The 16,395-nt window shown below is 28.7% G+C and carries 13 protein-coding genes; 2 read left to right on the top strand and 11 right to left on the bottom strand.

The window, feature by feature from the left end; all coding sequences use genetic code 11:
• Positions 1-32: 32 nt before the first annotated feature.
• The 3 genes from ACKTTQ_RS10020 to ACKTTQ_RS10010 all read right to left on the bottom strand — a co-directional run bounded on the left by ACKTTQ_RS10020 (position 33) and on the right by ACKTTQ_RS10010 (position 4,046).
• Positions 33-659 (bottom strand): hypothetical protein, encoded by a 627-nt coding sequence (locus ACKTTQ_RS10020; RefSeq protein WP_408049111.1) that lies wholly within the window; start codon positions 657-659, stop codon positions 33-35.
• A gap of 9 nt (positions 660-668) precedes the next feature.
• A complete protein-coding gene (locus ACKTTQ_RS10015; protein WP_408049110.1) occupies positions 669-1,358 on the bottom strand; it encodes a HupE/UreJ family protein in 690 nt (229 codons plus the stop codon).
• A gap of 300 nt (positions 1,359-1,658) precedes the next feature.
• Positions 1,659-4,046, bottom strand: a complete 2,388-nt coding sequence (locus ACKTTQ_RS10010; protein WP_408049109.1) for a TonB-dependent receptor domain-containing protein — start codon at positions 4,044-4,046, stop codon at positions 1,659-1,661.
• A 142-nt stretch (positions 4,047-4,188) separates the two neighbouring features.
• Here ACKTTQ_RS10010 and ACKTTQ_RS10005 point away from each other — a divergent pair, with 142 nt between their 5' ends.
• Both ACKTTQ_RS10005 and ACKTTQ_RS10000 read left to right on the top strand, forming a co-directional pair.
• A complete protein-coding gene (locus tag ACKTTQ_RS10005) occupies positions 4,189-5,883 on the top strand; it encodes a histidine kinase (protein WP_408049108.1) in 1,695 nt (564 codons plus the stop codon).
• The gene (locus ACKTTQ_RS10000) at positions 5,880-6,578 is read left to right on the top strand and encodes a LytR/AlgR family response regulator transcription factor (RefSeq protein ID WP_408049107.1); all 699 of its coding nucleotides are present in this window, start codon (positions 5,880-5,882) and stop codon (positions 6,576-6,578) included. The genes ACKTTQ_RS10005 and ACKTTQ_RS10000 overlap by 4 nt, the downstream gene beginning before the upstream one ends.
• A gap of 74 nt (positions 6,579-6,652) precedes the next feature.
• Here the strand turns inward: ACKTTQ_RS10000 and fabG are convergent, their stop codons facing one another.
• From fabG to lpxD, 8 genes are all read right to left on the bottom strand, one after another.
• Entirely contained in the window at positions 6,653-7,399 is a 747-nt protein-coding gene (fabG, locus tag ACKTTQ_RS09995) for a 3-oxoacyl-[acyl-carrier-protein] reductase (RefSeq protein WP_408049106.1), read from the bottom strand.
• 161 nt (positions 7,400-7,560) lie between these two features.
• Complete coding sequence (locus ACKTTQ_RS09990; RefSeq protein WP_456243497.1) at positions 7,561-10,527, bottom strand: M16 family metallopeptidase; 2,967 nt, start codon at positions 10,525-10,527, stop codon at positions 7,561-7,563.
• Between the two features lie 115 nt (positions 10,528-10,642).
• Positions 10,643-11,518 (bottom strand): succinate--CoA ligase subunit alpha, encoded by an 876-nt coding sequence (gene sucD, locus ACKTTQ_RS09985; RefSeq protein WP_093871270.1) that lies wholly within the window; start codon positions 11,516-11,518, stop codon positions 10,643-10,645.
• Between the two features lie 66 nt (positions 11,519-11,584).
• Positions 11,585-12,511 (bottom strand): UDP-3-O-(3-hydroxymyristoyl)glucosamine N-acyltransferase, encoded by a 927-nt coding sequence (locus ACKTTQ_RS09980; RefSeq protein ID WP_113787205.1) that lies wholly within the window; start codon positions 12,509-12,511, stop codon positions 11,585-11,587.
• A 36-nt stretch (positions 12,512-12,547) separates the two neighbouring features.
• A complete protein-coding gene (efp, locus tag ACKTTQ_RS09975) occupies positions 12,548-13,114 on the bottom strand; it encodes an elongation factor P (RefSeq protein WP_093871272.1) in 567 nt (188 codons plus the stop codon).
• A 52-nt stretch (positions 13,115-13,166) separates the two neighbouring features.
• Entirely contained in the window at positions 13,167-13,952 is a 786-nt protein-coding gene (gene lpxA / locus ACKTTQ_RS09970) for an acyl-ACP--UDP-N-acetylglucosamine O-acyltransferase (protein WP_093871273.1), read from the bottom strand.
• A gap of 3 nt (positions 13,953-13,955) precedes the next feature.
• Entirely contained in the window at positions 13,956-15,347 is a 1,392-nt protein-coding gene (locus ACKTTQ_RS09965; protein ID WP_093871274.1) for a bifunctional UDP-3-O-[3-hydroxymyristoyl] N-acetylglucosamine deacetylase/3-hydroxyacyl-ACP dehydratase, read from the bottom strand.
• On the bottom strand, positions 15,340-16,380 hold the full coding sequence (gene lpxD, locus ACKTTQ_RS09960) for a UDP-3-O-(3-hydroxymyristoyl)glucosamine N-acyltransferase (protein WP_113787206.1): 1,041 nt from the start codon (positions 16,378-16,380) through the stop codon (positions 15,340-15,342). The genes ACKTTQ_RS09965 and lpxD overlap by 8 nt, the downstream gene beginning before the upstream one ends.
• Between the last annotated feature and the right edge of the window lie 15 nt (positions 16,381-16,395).

Genomic DNA, 16,395 nt, shown 5'->3' with positions numbered 1-16,395 from the left:
ATGTATTTAACCTTATTCTCTATAAGTTTTTATTAATTGAACAATTTATATTCTCCTTTCAATTTAACAACAACAACAACATCATTGTCAATAAGGTTTTTAAAATACCAACCGTGTTTTCCTTCAAAAGGAGCTGTTAAAGTACCTCCCATATTGTTAGAGTATGCTATTGTATAACTTTCATAAAAGACATCTTTTGGGGGATTATCTTGTTTTACTTCTCCATGAAAATCAGTAAAAACAATTTGATCAGTTGTTGACCATTCATATTTCATACTTCCATATTTTAGCATTTTAACTTTGTACTCTATACCTTTCTTTGCTGGAACTATAACTTTAATAACATCTTCTCTTTTTGGCAATTGCTTTTCAGGAGGAGCATTATTTGCTTCGATAGGTTTTATTATATCAGAACTAGAACCTACATCATCAAGTGTTATCTTATTAAAATTTAAACTTGAAGAAGAAGTAGTATTCATTTCAACTTCTTTTTTGTGTAACTTACTAAAGCCAAATAGTTTTCCTGTTCCTAAAGGGTCAATGCCATACTCAGCTGGTAAAACAGCTACTAAGAGTACTATACTCGCAATAAAGAAAGCTAGAATTAGTGATTTTAATATCTTTTTTTTACTGTTTAAAGATTGATTGTTTGTTGTCATACTTGTATTTTAAGAAGTTAAATATCCTGTTAATTGATACCCTAATAATAAAAATCCAGCTGCCATTAAAAGTACATTAGTAGTTTTAGAAAATTTTAGATAACTATCATATTGTCTCCAAAAAGAAATACACAATAAAACAAAACCTAAAGCTAAAAATTGACCTACTTCTACTCCTAGATTAAACCCTAATAAGTTTACAAAAAGGCCATCTTTATCAAACTCAAACTCTTGTAATTTAGAAGCTAATCCAAAACCATGAAATAAACCAAAAATTAATACTGCTTTTTTAGTATTAGGTTGTTTTCCTATAAAGGTTTTAAAACCTCCTAGGTTATCAAATCCCTTATAAATTATTGACAATGCAATAATTGCATCTATCAAAAATATATTGATATTAATGCTAGCTAAAACCCCTGTAAGAAGTGTTATACTATGTCCTATAGTAAAAAAAGTAATGTAAGTTATAATTTCTTTTGTTTTGTACAAAAAAAATATCACTCCAATTAAAAAAAGTAAATGGTCATAACCTGTAACCATATGTTTAGCTCCTATATAGAGAAAAGGACCAAATGCTATTCCTTTATTATTTAATAAAAATATCTGTGTTTTATCATCTACACCATGAGCAAAACTTATTAAAGGAATAAAAATTAAAATAATTAATAACAGGGTTGTTCGTTTACTTTTAAAATTCATTTTTATTTTTTTAATGTATGTATCATATGATAACATCTGCTTGTTTTAAGAACTCTCATTTTTTTAAATGGAGTAGATTTAACATCGATTTCTACTACAAATATAAAATTTTCACTGTCATTTTTATAATTACTTCTTCTTATAAAACAACGTTTTTTTTATCTTATAAGATAATATACTCATAAACAAATATTTCTAATTTCTGAAATATTTGTAATTTATAGTTATGTTCTTTTAGCATCAAAAAAAGTCCACAAAAATTAATTTTATGGACTCAATAATATAGAAATTAATATTATTTTAATTCCTATTGCTTCTATTAGCACTTCTATTTTTGTCTGAAGGTTTTTGATTAAATTTATAAACAAAACTTAGACTAAATCTCTGAGCATTTCTATTTCTTATTTGATTTATTTTATAATTACTTCCTACAATATTTTCTCTAACCTTACTACTATTAAATGGATTTGAAATATTTAATATAAGATTACCATTATTTTTAAATAAACTTTTACTAACTGCAAAGTTCATATAAGTTATTGGTAATGTAGTAGTTTGTACATTTACTCTTTTTCCAATATGATACATTCTTGTTTGTAGCCTTACCCCTTTTGGTATTTGTATACTTGTTGAAAGATTTACAAACCAAGTTTTATCAGAAATAGTTGCATCTGAAGAATTTATAATTCCTGTTTGTTTATAATTATAAGCATTAAAATCTCCCGAAAAGCGTAACCACTTTAATGGATTATATGACCCAGAAAGCTCAAAACCATAGCGTTTTTCATTTTCTAAATTAATTGGAGATTGAACAAATACACCTTGAGAATCTTCAACAGTTTCATACTGAAAAACATCTTTTGTATCAGAATAATAAAGAGATGGACTCAATCTAAATTTCTTTTTTCTATAGTTAAAAGATAGCTCAAATGAATCTGTATAACTTGGTTGTAACAAAGGATTACCAGTAAAGCGTGCTGTAAAATCTTTTAACTCCAAAAAGGGATTTAATTGCCACAAAGAAGGTCTTCTAATTCTTTTACTATAACTAAGTTGCCCTGATAAGTTATTTTTAAACTCATACCCAATAGTTGCTGAAGGAAATAAATTCGTATAATTATTTTTTAAATTTAATTGTTTAATTTCACTACCTATAGATACTTTTGTTGCTTCTAAACGCAAACCGAATTGAAAATTAAATTTATTAATTTTAGTATTATATTGAGTGTAAGCTGCAATTATCTTCTCTTTATAATTTAATTTATTATTGATCCCATTAATAATTTCAAAACTTCCATTTTTTAATTCTTCAGCTAAAAATTCATTTACAATTTTTCTGTTTTCATACTTTCCTCCAAACTCTAAATGCCCTTTTTTTCCAGTAGTAGTTGTGTAATCAGTTTGAATGGTAATATCATCAGTATTTGTTATACCACTAGTTTGAATTGTTGCTATTGGAGCTTTTATTGGATAGGTTTGTTCAGTTTCCAAATTCCAAATTTTATTACTGTTCCAAAAGTCGTATTGAAAATCTATAGTGAATTTAGTGTTACTCGAATCGAATTCTTTAGTGTAATTGGCTTCTAATTGATTATAATCTCTTTTTTCTTTTGAATTTCCAAGGGTGAAAATTGAGTTTTTAATATTCATAGATGTTGAAATATCATAATCTAATGATGTTGTATCAGTATCTTCAGTTTCATTCCTGTAATAAGCTAGAGTTATGGTGTTCTGTGCATTTAAATAATAATCGGTTCCAAAATAAAATAACTTCCCATCATCATGTCTATTTTCATCTTCATTTTGAGTTAAATATGTTGTAACTCCATTTTTTATTGTTTCCTGCTTTTTTGAATAATCTCCTTCATAATTTGTATAACGAATTCCTAAGTTTGTAAAAAAATTAAACTTTTTAGTTTTAAAATTCACATTTCCTAAAGCTCTATAATCATCTGGAATTCCTGCTACCAACCGTACCTGACCATTTAAACCTGATTTTCTATTTTTCTTTAGAATTATATTAATAATACCAGCTCCTCCTGAAGCATCATACTTTGCTGAAGGATTTGTTATTACCTCTATTTTTTCTATAACATCTGCAGATAACTGCTCTAATGCTTGCGCCTGAGTTAAACCTGATCTTCTTCCATTAATTAAAATTTGAACATTTGAATTTCCTCGTAAACTTATAGTACCATTAGGGCTTACATTAACGGAAGGCACATTATTAAGAACATCTGTTGCAACTCCTCCTTGTGTAGTAATGTCTTTACCTACCCTAAATACTTTTTTACCCAATTTTAAAGAAACTTCAGACGCTTCTCCTTTTACAATAACCTCTTCTAATGTCTTAGAGTCTTCTTTCAGTGCAATACTACCTAGATCAATGCTTTTTTTATTATCAAAAATTTTTATTGATTTTTCTATAGAAATGAAACCTATATATTGAATTTCTAAAAAATACTCACCTTTATTTAATTTAGTAAAAACAAAATTTCCTCTTTCTTCAGTTACAGTTCCTTCAATAATTTCTTTTTTAATATTTTTTAATACAACTGTAGCATAGGGTAAAGGTTCATTTATACTGTCTGTTATTATACCTGATATTTGTCCTATGCCGGTATTTTTTTGAGCATAAATTGAAAAACTAATAAACAAAAAACTTAAAGACGTAATAAGTAACTTCATAACTTGAATATTTTAATTTTCTTCAAAATTCAATACTTTACCTACTTCTTTTTTATATTCTTATGTAAACTGCTCTATTGTTTTGTCAACTACTCTAAAAACACCTTTATTTACTATATTTTTACAGTAAGAAATATGTCAGATGAAAAAAGCACTTTACATAATTATCTTTCTTCTTTTTAGCTCATGCTATCATACAAAAAATGATAGTAGATATATTATGACAGATGTCTCAGAAACTTTATTTAAAATTGGAGACAATAGTTTATGGGCTAAAAAAAATTATGATGACAGCGAATGGAGTACACAAAAGATAATTCCAAAAAAGGATAAAATATTTTGGGCTAGAAAAGAAATTAATATCACAAAATCTCCAGATTCTCTTCAGGTAATTGGTTTAGGTATTCATTCTTTTGGTGCCTACGAAGTTTATTGGGATGGAATTTTTATTGGTAGAAATGGGGTGCCTGGAAGTGAACTTAAAAGAGAAAAAATAGGGACAACCAATGAAAGTTTTATTATACCCAATAGCTTACTTAATAAAGGTAATCATTCTATAGCCTTAAGAATGTCTCAACTTTATGAAAAAAAAGATACACGAAATGTTTATACGTATATATTAGAATATGATTACCTAATAACATATAAATTAAAAGATACTATTTATATAAACATTTTAGCAGGAGCATTTTTGCTTACTTGTATTTACTATCTTTTTTTATTCATTAATGATAAAAAACAATATACAATGTTGCTATTCAGTTTATCTAGTCTTTTGTTTTTTCTCCTAATTATTATGGAATATATTAAGTTTTACATACCTATACATTATTCAAGTTTCATACTTCGTTTAAAAGTAATTGGTGTCTTAACCTTATTAATTTCTTTTTTGGTTCCTTATTATTTTTCTATTCAGTTTCCTTTCAAACATTTTAAAAAACTTATAGTAGTGTATGCTATTTTCTTATTGTTAATCTATAGGTTTTATTCTCATTCATTTGATTTAACAGCTCTTTTTCTATCACAGATGATGTGGCTATCTTCAACTATGATAATTTCTTATGCTATCTATAAAAAGCAAAAAAGTGCTATTATTATTTTAATAGGTTTGATATTAAGTTTTATCATTTATAAAATTTCAATTTATGATGTTAGTTTATTTGTTAGTTTTAGTATCATTTCTTTATGTATGTTTTATTTATTGTCTGTAAAACTAAAAGATCAAAGAGTAGCCTTTGAGTATTCAATAGCTGAGTCTACACGATTGAAATATGAATTACTTAAAAAGAATATTCAACCTCACTTTTTAATGAATACATTAACATCTTTAATAGATTGGGTAGAAGAATCTCCTGAAAAAGGTGTGGAATTTATTGAAGCACTAGCAGAAGAATTTGATGTATTAAATCAAGTTGAAAATGAAAAATTAATTCCTATATCACAAGAAATAAAGCTATGTAAAAGTCATTTAAATATTATGAAATATAGAAAAGAAGTCGATTATATTTGGGAAGATGAAGGCGTATTAAATGATAAAAACCAAACCATTCCTCCTGCAGTTATTCACACACTTCTTGAGAATGGAATTACACACTGCTCTCCTTTAAATAACAATACTATGAAATTTAAATTAAGTGTAAAATCAACTAATGAAAATTTAATATATACATTTATAACCTATGGAGAAGTACGAAATAAAATTAAAAATAAGACTGGAGGTACAGGGTTTAAATATGTAAAAGCAAGATTAACTGAAAGCTATGGTCAATCATGGGAGTTTACCTCTAACTCTATAAATAATGGTTGGGAAAATGTAATTAAAATAAACAACATATGAGAATTTTAATTATTGAAGATGAGTCAAGAATTGCAAAAAGAATTGAACGTATGACCAAAGAATTCTTTTTAAATGCTTTAGAAAATATAACTTGTTTGTACTCATTACCTGAAGGACTAGACTATATCAAAAAAAACAAACTTGATTTAGTTTTACTTGATTTGAATTTAAACGGTGAAAGTGGATTTAACATCTTAAAAAATAGTGTATCAGAAGATTTTCATACAATTATTATTTCTGCAAATAAACATGAAGCTTTAACTGCTTTTGAATACGGAGTATTAGATTTTATACCTAAACCGTTCAATAAATCTAGGTTAGATCAAGCTTTTAATAGAATTATTAAAAAAGAAGGGGTTACTACTGAAAATTTACAGTTTTTAGCAATAAAAAAAAGAAATGGGATTCAGTTAATTAATATTAATGAAGTAATCTACATAAAGGGAGCAGGTGTATACACTGAGGTTTACCTAACAAATGGAGAAAAAGAGCTACATGATAAATCTTTAGAAAAACTTTCTCAACTATTACCTCAAACCTTTTACCGCATTCATAAATCTTATTTGGTTAAAATTATAGAGATTAAGGAAATAATAATACAGTCAGGAAGCAAATACTCTATTGAGTTAAAAAACAATGATATCCTACCTGTAGGTAGAACAAGGTATAAAACATTAAAGGAATCATTATTATAAAAAAACCTATTTCAAAACTGAAATAGGTTTTTTTATAAAATTTTATTACAAATTGATAATTTGCAAATTTTATACTATGTAAGCATTCCTCCATCAACTGATAATGTTTGCCCTGTAATATACTCACTCATATCAGATGCTAAAAACACGCAAGCATTTGCTATATCTTTAGGACTTCCTCCTCTTTTTAAAGGAATTTCATTACGCCAGCCTTCAACTACTTTCTCGTCTAACTTAGCAGTCATTTCAGTTTCAATAAAACCAGGAGCAACTACATTACTTCTTATATTTCTAGAACCTAACTCTAATGCTACAGATTTAGAAAAACCTAAAATACCAGCTTTAGAAGCAGCATAATTTGCCTGCCCTGCATTTCCTTTTAAACCTACAACAGAACTCATATTAATAATTGAGCCTGCACGTTGTTTCATCATTGGACGAATTACAGCTTTTGTTAAATTAAAAACAGACTTTAAATTTACTTGTATAACCTTGTCAAAATCATCTTCAGAAATACGCATTAATAAATTATCTTTAGTAATACCTGCATTATTTACCAAAATATCTATTGTTCCAAATTCCTTTAAAACATCTTTAGCTAATTCTTGAGCTGCATCAAATTCAGCTGCATTAGATTGGTATCCTATAGCTTTTACACCTAAATCTGTTAATTCTTTTTCTAATGCTTTAGCAGCATCTACAGATGAACTGTACGTGAAAGCAACATTAGCTCCTTGTGCTGCAAATTCTAAGGCAATTCCTCTACCAATACCTCTGGTTGCTCCAGTTATAATTGCTGTTTTATTTTCTAAAAGTTTCATTTATTAGTTGTTTTAACTATAGCAAATATACTATAATACTCTTTAATCTATAATTTTCAAGTTTAAAAATATCACTTTGTAATTTCTCTTTTAGCTATAAAAAAAACCATAGATTTTATATAATAAATCTATGGTTTTGAATAGTTTTAAGAAAGGTTAACTTATTGCTTCACCTCTTTTTTATCTACGTAATTAAATAATTTATCTACATCTAACTCAGTAATTTTACCTAATTTCTGTAACGATTTAACATCTAAATCTTTCTTATTTCCTATTACCATTACGTTATATGATTCCCCTTTAACATTTTTATCAAAGAACGATTTTAAATCAGTTATAGTCATATTTTTAATCGTGTTATACATTTCTTCACGATTATCATTATCAATACCTAAATTCTTTAATCTTTCATAAGACCAAAAGATACTAGATTTTGTAATTCTTTGAGCTGCAATTTTCTTTAATGTAGCTTCTTTTGCTGCATTAAATTGCTTTTCAGCTTCTGGCATATTATTCATTAAATCCATCATAGCATCAACTGCTTGTGATAATTTATTTGCTTGAGTACCTACATACGCCATTACATAATTTGAATCATCTTTTTTACTTGCATTACTATAAGATGCGAATGCAGAATAAGCTAAAGACTTACTTTCTCTAATCTCTTGGAATACAATTGATGATAATCCGCTACCAAAATAAGTGTTGAACAATGTTGATGCTGCTAAGTTTTTAGGATCAAACGGAGCACCTTTTGCTAAAAATAATAGCTCACTTTGAACCATATCATAGTTAGTAAAAAATACATTACCTCCTGTTTCAGTTTCTTTATATACTTTTTTCTCAGGGTAATCTTTTAATTCTCCATATAATTTATGGTGAGTATTTAAAGCAGAAACAGCAGCATCAACATCTTTTCCGTAATAAAAAATACGTTGCTTATAGTTTTTCATATCTTTTACAATATTCACTAATTCTTCTGGATTGATTGCTTTTAACTCGTCTATTTGCATAATATCACGTAAACGAGAGTTTTCACCATATTTACCATAGTTCATTAATCCACCCCATAGAATATTCCCTTTTTGAGTTTTACCATCTTGACGTCCTTTGTAAATTTTTTCTACATACTTAGCATATGCTTCTGGATCAGCTTTGGCATTATCCCATAAATGTTCAAGTAATTCAAGTCCTTTTGACAGGTTCTCTTTCAATCCTCTTAAACCTACATACGTTTTATCATTTTGAGCACTTACATAATAGTTAATACCTAATTTATAAAACTCTTTTTTAATTTCTTCAGCTGAATACTTATCAGTACCAATGTATTCTAGATAACCAGCAGCTAAGCTTAATTTCTTATTATGATCTCCCCCCATATCAAAAATGATATTTAAATCAAATAAGTCATTCTTTTGATTAGTTATAAAAGAAACATTTATATCGTTTGCTGTTTTAGTTTCCTTGATTGCAGTTTTATAATCTATAAATTTAGGTTCTAAAGTAGCAGATTCAACTTTATTAAAAGCTTGAATAAACTCAGAACTTTTACCTCTATTTAAATTTACAGGAGTTATTCCAGGGTTTTCAACTTTTACGATATTCTTATCTTCCCCTTTTCTTTTATAAGTAACTACATAATTATTTTGGTAGAACTTATTAGCAAAGTCTACTAATTCTTTTTTAGTTACTTTCTTTAAGTCGTTTAAAAACTTAACTTTATTTTCCCATTTTTCATGGTGAATAAATGCATTATAATATGCACTTGCTAATGCAGTATTATTTTCATATTGTCGTGTTTGACTTAATTTTAAATCATTTACAACGGCTTCAATCATCCACTCGTCAAACTCTCCTTTTTTCAATTTTTCGATTTGCTCAAGTAATAAATCTTTAACTTCTTCTAAAGTTTGCCCTGATTTAGGATTACCAGTAAAATTATGGTATCCATAATCATTTAAAAATGTAGGAGAACAACCAGCTCTTTGAACAACCTGCTTTTGATTTAAGTTTAAATCTAATAAACCTGCATTTCCATTAGCCATAATCATATCACATAAAGTAACTAACTTCTCTTCTTCAGAATTTACTCCTTTAGAACGATACGCTATAGAAACACTTTCTGATGTTGGACCAAAAACCTCGTTTATAACCGGTTGAGTTATTGCATCCTCTTTTGGTAACACTGGATGTGTTAATTCTTTTTTCTCGAATTTACCAAAATTATCGTTTACCTTTTTAATTGTAGCATCAAAATCAAGATCTCCAACTAACACTACTGCCATATTATTAGGTACATAATATTTGTCAAAATAATTATTGATATCAACTAAAGAAGGATTTTTTAAATGTTCAGCTGTACCAATAGTTTTTTGTTGTCCGTAAGGGTGCTTAGGAAATAACCCTTCTAACATTGCAGCATAACGTTTTCTAAAGTCATTATCTTGTCCTCTATTAAACTCTTCAAATACAGCTTCTAATTCTGTATGAAATAAACGTAGAACTAACGTACTAAAACGCTCAGACTCTAAGCTTAACCACTTATCTAATTCATTTGCAGGAATTTTATTTTTATATACAGTTTCTTCAAACCATGTATGTGCATTAGTACCTGTTGCACCTAATGAACTAGTCATTTTATCATATTCATTAGCGATAGAAAAATTAGATGCTTCTAAAGAAACTTTATCAATTTCTTTATAAATAGCTTTCTTTTTTTCAAGGTCTTCTTCTGTTCTGTGCTGCTCATATAAGTCAGAAATTTTTTTCAAATATTCTTTTTCTTTTTCCCAATCTAAAGTTCCTATTTTATGAGTTCCTTTAAATACCATATGCTCTAAATAGTGAGCTAAACCAGTAGATTCTTTTGGATCATAATTTGATCCTGCACGAACTGCAATATAAGTTTGAATTTTAGGCTCATCAGTATTTTTACTTAAATATACTTTTAAACCATTCTTTAGTGTGTACAAACGAAGTCCTGTAGGATCATTTGCAACAGTTTCATATGCAAAACCATTTGCATCTGTTTTTTGTTCTGTTTTTACTTCATTATTTGTAGTAGTTGATTGTTTACAACTCGACACAAATACAAGTAACATGCTAACTAATAGCAACTTAAATTTCATCATGATAATTAATAGTGTTTGATTAAAATAAAAAATCCGTTGAATTTACAAATTCAACGGATTTTATTTAGTTAAATTATGTTAATTCAACATTTTTTTTTGATTTATGGTTAAATTAAGCTAAAACCTTAGCTACCATTTCACCTATTTTAGCTGGAGATTCAACAACGTGAACTCCGTTTTCAGCTAATATTTTCATTTTTGCTTGAGCAGTATCATCATCACCACCTACAATAGCTCCTGCATGTCCCATTGTTCTTCCAGCTGGTGCAGTTTGTCCTGCTATAAAACCTACAACAGGTTTTCTATTACCATCAGCTTTAATCCAACGAGCAGCTTCAGCTTCTAAGTTACCACCTATTTCACCAATCATTACGATTGCTTCAGTTTCTTCGTCATTCATTAATAGCTCAACAGCTTCCTTTGTTGTAGTTCCAATAATAGGATCTCCTCCAATACCAATAGCTGTAGTTATTCCAAAACCTTGTTTTACAACTTGATCAGCTGCTTCATATGTTAATGTTCCTGATTTAGAAACAATACCAACTTTTCCTTTTTTGAAAATAAACCCTGGCATAATTCCTACTTTAGCTTCATCAGGAGTAATAACTCCAGGACAGTTAGGTCCTACCAAAGTACAATCTTCCTTAGCGTCGATATAAGCTTTTACTTTTACCATATCAGCGGTAGGAATACCTTCAGTAATACAAATAATTACTTTAATTCCTGCTTCAGCTGATTCCATAATAGCGTCAGCAGCAAATGCTGGTGGCACAAAAATAATAGAAGTATCAGCTCCTGCTTTTTGTACAGCTTCATCTACTGTATTAAAAACTGGTTTACCTAAATGCTCTTGACCTCCTTTACCTGGTGTAACACCTCCAACAATGTTGGTTCCATAATCTATCATTTGACCAGCATGAAAAGTTCCTTCACTACCAGTAAATCCTTGTACTATAATTTTTGAATCCTTATTTACTAAAACACTCATTGGTTTGTTTTTATTTTTAAATTTGCTATGACAAAAATAGTTTTTTAGAACTTATTTTTGAAACTTTTATTTCTTTTTTTGTTCTTTTAAGAAACGTTTAATTTCTGCGATCTCTTTTAACTTTTCTCTAGACTCTGAAATTGGGGTTCCAAAATACGATTTACCACCTTTAATAGATTTAGTTACTCCTGTTTGTCCTAGAATAACAGCTCCTTTACCAATGGTAATTCCGCTATTTGTACCAACTTGCCCCCAAATAGTTACTTCATCTTCTATTATTACGCAACCTGCAATCCCAGTTTGTGAGGCTATTAAACATTTTTTTCCAACAACAGTATCATGACCAATATGAACTTGGTTGTCAATTTTTGTACCTTCTTTAATAGTAGTATTACCTGTTACTCCTCTATCTATAGTACATGATGCTCCTAAATCTACATTATTTTCAAGAATAACAGTTCCTCCTGAAATTAACTTATCAAATCCTTCTGGCCTGTTTTTATAATAAAAAGCATCTGCTCCTATAACAGTATTAGCATGGATCGTTACATTATCACCTATACTACAATTGCTATAAATTGTTACATTAGGGTGAATTATACAATTTTTACCTATAGAAACATTTTCTCCGATAAAAACATTTGGTTGAATTATTGTCCCCTCTCCTATTATTGAAGTTTCTGAAACAATTGTTTTTGAAGCTATAAAAGGGTTAAAATACTTTGTTATTTTATTAAAATCACGAAAAGGATCATCAGAAATCAATAACGATTTTCCTTCAGGACATTCTACCTTTTTATTAATTAAAACAGTAGTTGCTTTTGACTTTAAAGCTTTATCATAGTACTTAGGATGATCAACGAAAACAATATCACCTTTTTCTACAACATGAATTTCATTGATTCCTGTTATAGTAAAGTTTTTTTCGCCAACATATTCAATATTTAATAATGTAGCTATTTGCTCTAAAGTTTGTGCTTTTTTAAATTTCATTTTAAAAAGAAATTCCCGCCTTAGCGGGAATATTAATTATTCTTTTATACGCTCTTGGTATGTACCTTTAGTCGTTTCAATCTTTATTTTATCTCCTTCATTTATAAATAAAGGAACATTTACTCTTGCACCAGTTTCAACTGTAGCTGGCTTAGTTGCATTCGTTGCTGTGTTTCCTTTAACACCTGGTTCAGTATGTGTTACTTCTAAGATAACACTTGCTGGCATATCTACTGATAAAGGCATATCATCTTCTGAATTAATAATAATAGTTACAACTTCTCCTTCTTTCATTAAATCTGGAGCATCTAAAGTGCTTTTTTCTAATGTAATTTGAGAATAGTCAACTTGATTCATAAAATGAAATGTTTCACCTTCACTATACAAATATTGGAATTTGTGAGTTTCAACTCTAACATCATCAATCTTTCTTCCTGAAGGGAAAGTGTTATCTATTACTTTACCACTAGTAACACTTTTTAATTTTGTTCTAACAAATGCAGGTCCTTTTCCTGGCTTAACATGCAAAAATTCAACAACTTTATAAATGTCATTGTTATATCTCATGCATAATCCGTTTTTAATATCTGATGTTGTTGCCATTTTATATTCTTATGTTTTTATTAGTTCTTAAATTATTAACAATTCTATATTGTTAACTCGCTTTAAAATATCCTTTCATGATACCTCTATGAGAATCTTTTACAAATTGTAAAATTTCATCTCTTTCAGAAGTTGCTTGCATTTCAGCTTCAATGATCTCAACTCCTTGAGTATTATTATAATTTTTCTGATACAAAATTCTATAAATATCCTGTATCTCTCTTATTTTTTCTGTTGAAAAACCTCTTCTTCTTAAACCTACTGAATTAATTCCTACATATGACAAAGGTTCACGTGCAGCCTTAACAAAAGGTGGTACATCCTTTCTAACTAATGACCCTCCTGTTACAAAAGCATGCTTTCCTACAGAAGCAAATTGATGAACTGCTACCATTCCTGCTAATACAACATTATCTCCTACTGTTACATGCCCAGCTAATGTAGTATTATTAGAAAAAATACAATTATCACCAACAATACAGTCATGTGCAATATGGCAATATGCCATTATTAAACAATTATTACCTATAACTGTTTTCATTCTATCAGAAGTTCCTCTGTTTATGGTTACACACTCTCTTATAGTAACATTATCACCTATAATAACAGTTGTTTCTTCATCATCAAACTTTAAATCTTGGGGTATTGCAGAAACTACAGACCCAGGGAAAATACGACAATTTTTACCTATACGTGCTCCTTCCATTATAGTAACATTTGATCCTATCCAAGTTCCTGATCCAATTTCTACATTTGCATGTATTGTTGTAAAAGGTTCAATAACTACATTTCTTGCAATTTTTGCTTGAGGGTGTACGTATGCTAGAGGTTGATTCATAATTTATTTCACTTTAGAAATTTGAGCCATTAATTCGGCTTCACATACTAATTTACCATTAGCATATGCATAAGATTGCATATGACAAATACCTCTACGTATTGGTCCTATCAATTCTGCTTTAAATGTTAAAGTATCACCTGGTAATACTTTCTGTTTAAACTTAACATTATCCATTTTCATAAAATAAGTTAAGTAGTTTTCTGGATCAGGAACCGTATTTAAAACTAATACTCCTCCACATTGAGCCATTGCCTCAACTTGTAAAACTCCAGGCATTACCGGTGCACCAGGAAAATGTCCAACAAAGAAATTTTCATTCATTGTTACATTTTTCATCCCAACAACATGAGTGTCTGATAATTCAATAATTCTATCTATCAATAAAAATGGTGGACGATGCGGTAAAATATCCATTATTTGGTGGATATCCATTAAAGGAGGTTGATCTAAATCATATTTAGGAACATTGTTTCGCTTTTCTAACTTTATGATTTTAGCTAACTTCTTTGCAAAAAGAGTATTCACTAAATGCCCAGGCTTATTAGCTATTACTTTTCCTTTAATACGAGTTCCAACAAGTGCTAAATCACCAATAACATCTAATAACTTATGCCTAGCTGCTTCATTTGCCCAATGCAAATTCAAATTATCTAAAATACCATTTGACTTAACTGCTATATTATCCTTTTTAAAAGCCTTTTTTAACTTTTCCATTGTTGTATCTGATAACTCTTTATCTACATAAACAATAGCATTGTTAAGATCTCCACCTTTAATTAAGTTGTTTTCTAATAACATTTCAATTTCATGTAAAAAACTAAATGTTCTAGCTGCTGAAATCTCTTCTTTAAAATCAGAAATTTTAGTTAATGTAGCATTTTGGGTACCTAATATCTTAGTTCCGAAATCTACCATAGTAGTTACTTGGTATTCATCAGCTGGCATTAATATTATTTCACTACCAGATTCTTCATCTTTAAAAGATATTATATCTTTAACTACATATTCTTGTATTTCAGCATCTTGCTCAACTAATCCTGCAGTTTCTAGAGCTTCTACAAAAAATTTAGATGATCCATCCATTATTGGTGGTTCAGAAGCATTAATTTCAATAATTAAATTATCTATATCTAAACCTACTGCAGCTGCTAAAACATGTTCAGAAGTTTGAATTTGCACTCCTTTCTTCTCAAGATTAGTCCCTCTTTGAGTATTTGTAACATACTCAGCTTTTGCTTCAATTGTTGGCTTTCCTTCTAAATCAACACGAACGAATGAATATCCGTTATTTACTGGCGCTGGTTTAAAAGTCATTGTTACCTCATTACCAGTATGTAACCCTACACCCGATAATGTTATTTCATTCTTTATTGTTGTTTGTTTTTTACTCATTTTTGTTTTGTCGAGTATTCAACTCTTTTTCAATTTTATGAATAGTAGTTGCTATGTTTGGTAAATTTTTAAAATGTACGTAAGATTTATTATAATCTGAATAATTAAAAGCTGGGGTACCTTGAACTACGTCTCCATCTTTTAAACTTTTTCCAATACCAGATTGTGCTTGTATTCTAACCTTATTGCCTATTGTTATATGTCCAACAATTCCAACTTGTCCTCCAATCATACAATACTCTCCAATTTTAGTAGAACCAGCTACACCAGTTTGAGAAGCAATAACCGTATGTTTACCTATTTCAACATTATGTGCTATTTGAATTTGATTATCCAATTTAACACCTTTTCTTATAATTGTAGAACCTAAAGTAGCTCTATCAATTGTTGAATTAGAACCAATATCAACATTATCTTCAATAATAACATTTCCTATTTGAGGAACAGCTTTATATTCACCGTTTTCATCTGGTACAAAACCAAATCCATCAGAACCAATTACACAACCTGAATGAATTTTACAATTATTTCCTATTTGGGTTTCAGAATATACTTTTACACCCGAAAATAATGTACAATTATCTCCTATAGTAACGTTATCTCCTATATAAGAATTAGGGTAGATTTTTACATTTTCTCCTATGCTTACATTTTCTCCTATATAACTATAAGCTCCAATATACTCTTTAGCACCTATTTTTGCTGAATCAGCTATTGAATGAGGGTTCTCTCTTCCTTCTTTATTATTTTTTACTTCATTATAAAATTCTAATAATTTAGAGAAAGCTTTATAAGCATCTTCAACCTTAATTAGAGTTGTGCTAATTTCTTTTTCAGGCTCAAAACTTTTATTTACAATCGCTATACTAGCTTCAGTAGTATATAAATATGAATTATATTTAGGATTTGATAAAAAGGTTAATGAACCTGATTCACCTTCTTCAATTTTAGATAACTTCGATACTTCGGCTTCTGGATTACCTACAATCTCTCCTTCTAAAATTTCGGCTATTTGTTTTGCTTTGAATTTCATTAATCGCAAAAGTAA

The organism is Tenacibaculum halocynthiae, assembly GCF_964512825.1.
Classification (GTDB): domain Bacteria; phylum Bacteroidota; class Bacteroidia; order Flavobacteriales; family Flavobacteriaceae; genus Polaribacter; species Polaribacter halocynthiae.
This window is presented reverse-complemented; position numbering and strand designations above follow the sequence as displayed.

What these genes read in the sequence shown, in the direction of transcription:
- ACKTTQ_RS10020 (WP_408049111.1), bottom strand. Translation starts at nt 659, where the DNA reads ATGACAACAAACAATCAATCTTTAAACAGTAAAAAAAAGATATTAAAA.
- ACKTTQ_RS10015 (WP_408049110.1), bottom strand. Translation starts at nt 1,358, where the DNA reads ATGAATTTTAAAAGTAAACGAACAACCCTGTTATTAATTATTTTAATT.
- ACKTTQ_RS10010 (WP_408049109.1), bottom strand. Translation starts at nt 4,046, where the DNA reads ATGAAGTTACTTATTACGTCTTTAAGTTTTTTGTTTATTAGTTTTTCA.
- ACKTTQ_RS10005 (WP_408049108.1), top strand. Translation starts at nt 4,189, where the DNA reads ATGAAAAAAGCACTTTACATAATTATCTTTCTTCTTTTTAGCTCATGC.
- ACKTTQ_RS10000 (WP_408049107.1), top strand. Translation starts at nt 5,880, where the DNA reads ATGAGAATTTTAATTATTGAAGATGAGTCAAGAATTGCAAAAAGAATT.
- fabG (WP_408049106.1), bottom strand. Translation starts at nt 7,399, where the DNA reads ATGAAACTTTTAGAAAATAAAACAGCAATTATAACTGGAGCAACCAGA.
- ACKTTQ_RS09990 (WP_456243497.1), bottom strand. Translation starts at nt 10,527, where the DNA reads ATGAAATTTAAGTTGCTATTAGTTAGCATGTTACTTGTATTTGTGTCG.
- sucD (WP_093871270.1), bottom strand. Translation starts at nt 11,518, where the DNA reads ATGAGTGTTTTAGTAAATAAGGATTCAAAAATTATAGTACAAGGATTT.
- ACKTTQ_RS09980 (WP_113787205.1), bottom strand. Translation starts at nt 12,511, where the DNA reads ATGAAATTTAAAAAAGCACAAACTTTAGAGCAAATAGCTACATTATTA.
- efp (WP_093871272.1), bottom strand. Translation starts at nt 13,114, where the DNA reads ATGGCAACAACATCAGATATTAAAAACGGATTATGCATGAGATATAAC.
- lpxA (WP_093871273.1), bottom strand. Translation starts at nt 13,952, where the DNA reads ATGAATCAACCTCTAGCATACGTACACCCTCAAGCAAAAATTGCAAGA.
- ACKTTQ_RS09965 (WP_093871274.1), bottom strand. Translation starts at nt 15,347, where the DNA reads ATGAGTAAAAAACAAACAACAATAAAGAATGAAATAACATTATCGGGT.
- lpxD (WP_113787206.1), bottom strand. Translation starts at nt 16,380, where the DNA reads ATGAAATTCAAAGCAAAACAAATAGCCGAAATTTTAGAAGGAGAGATT.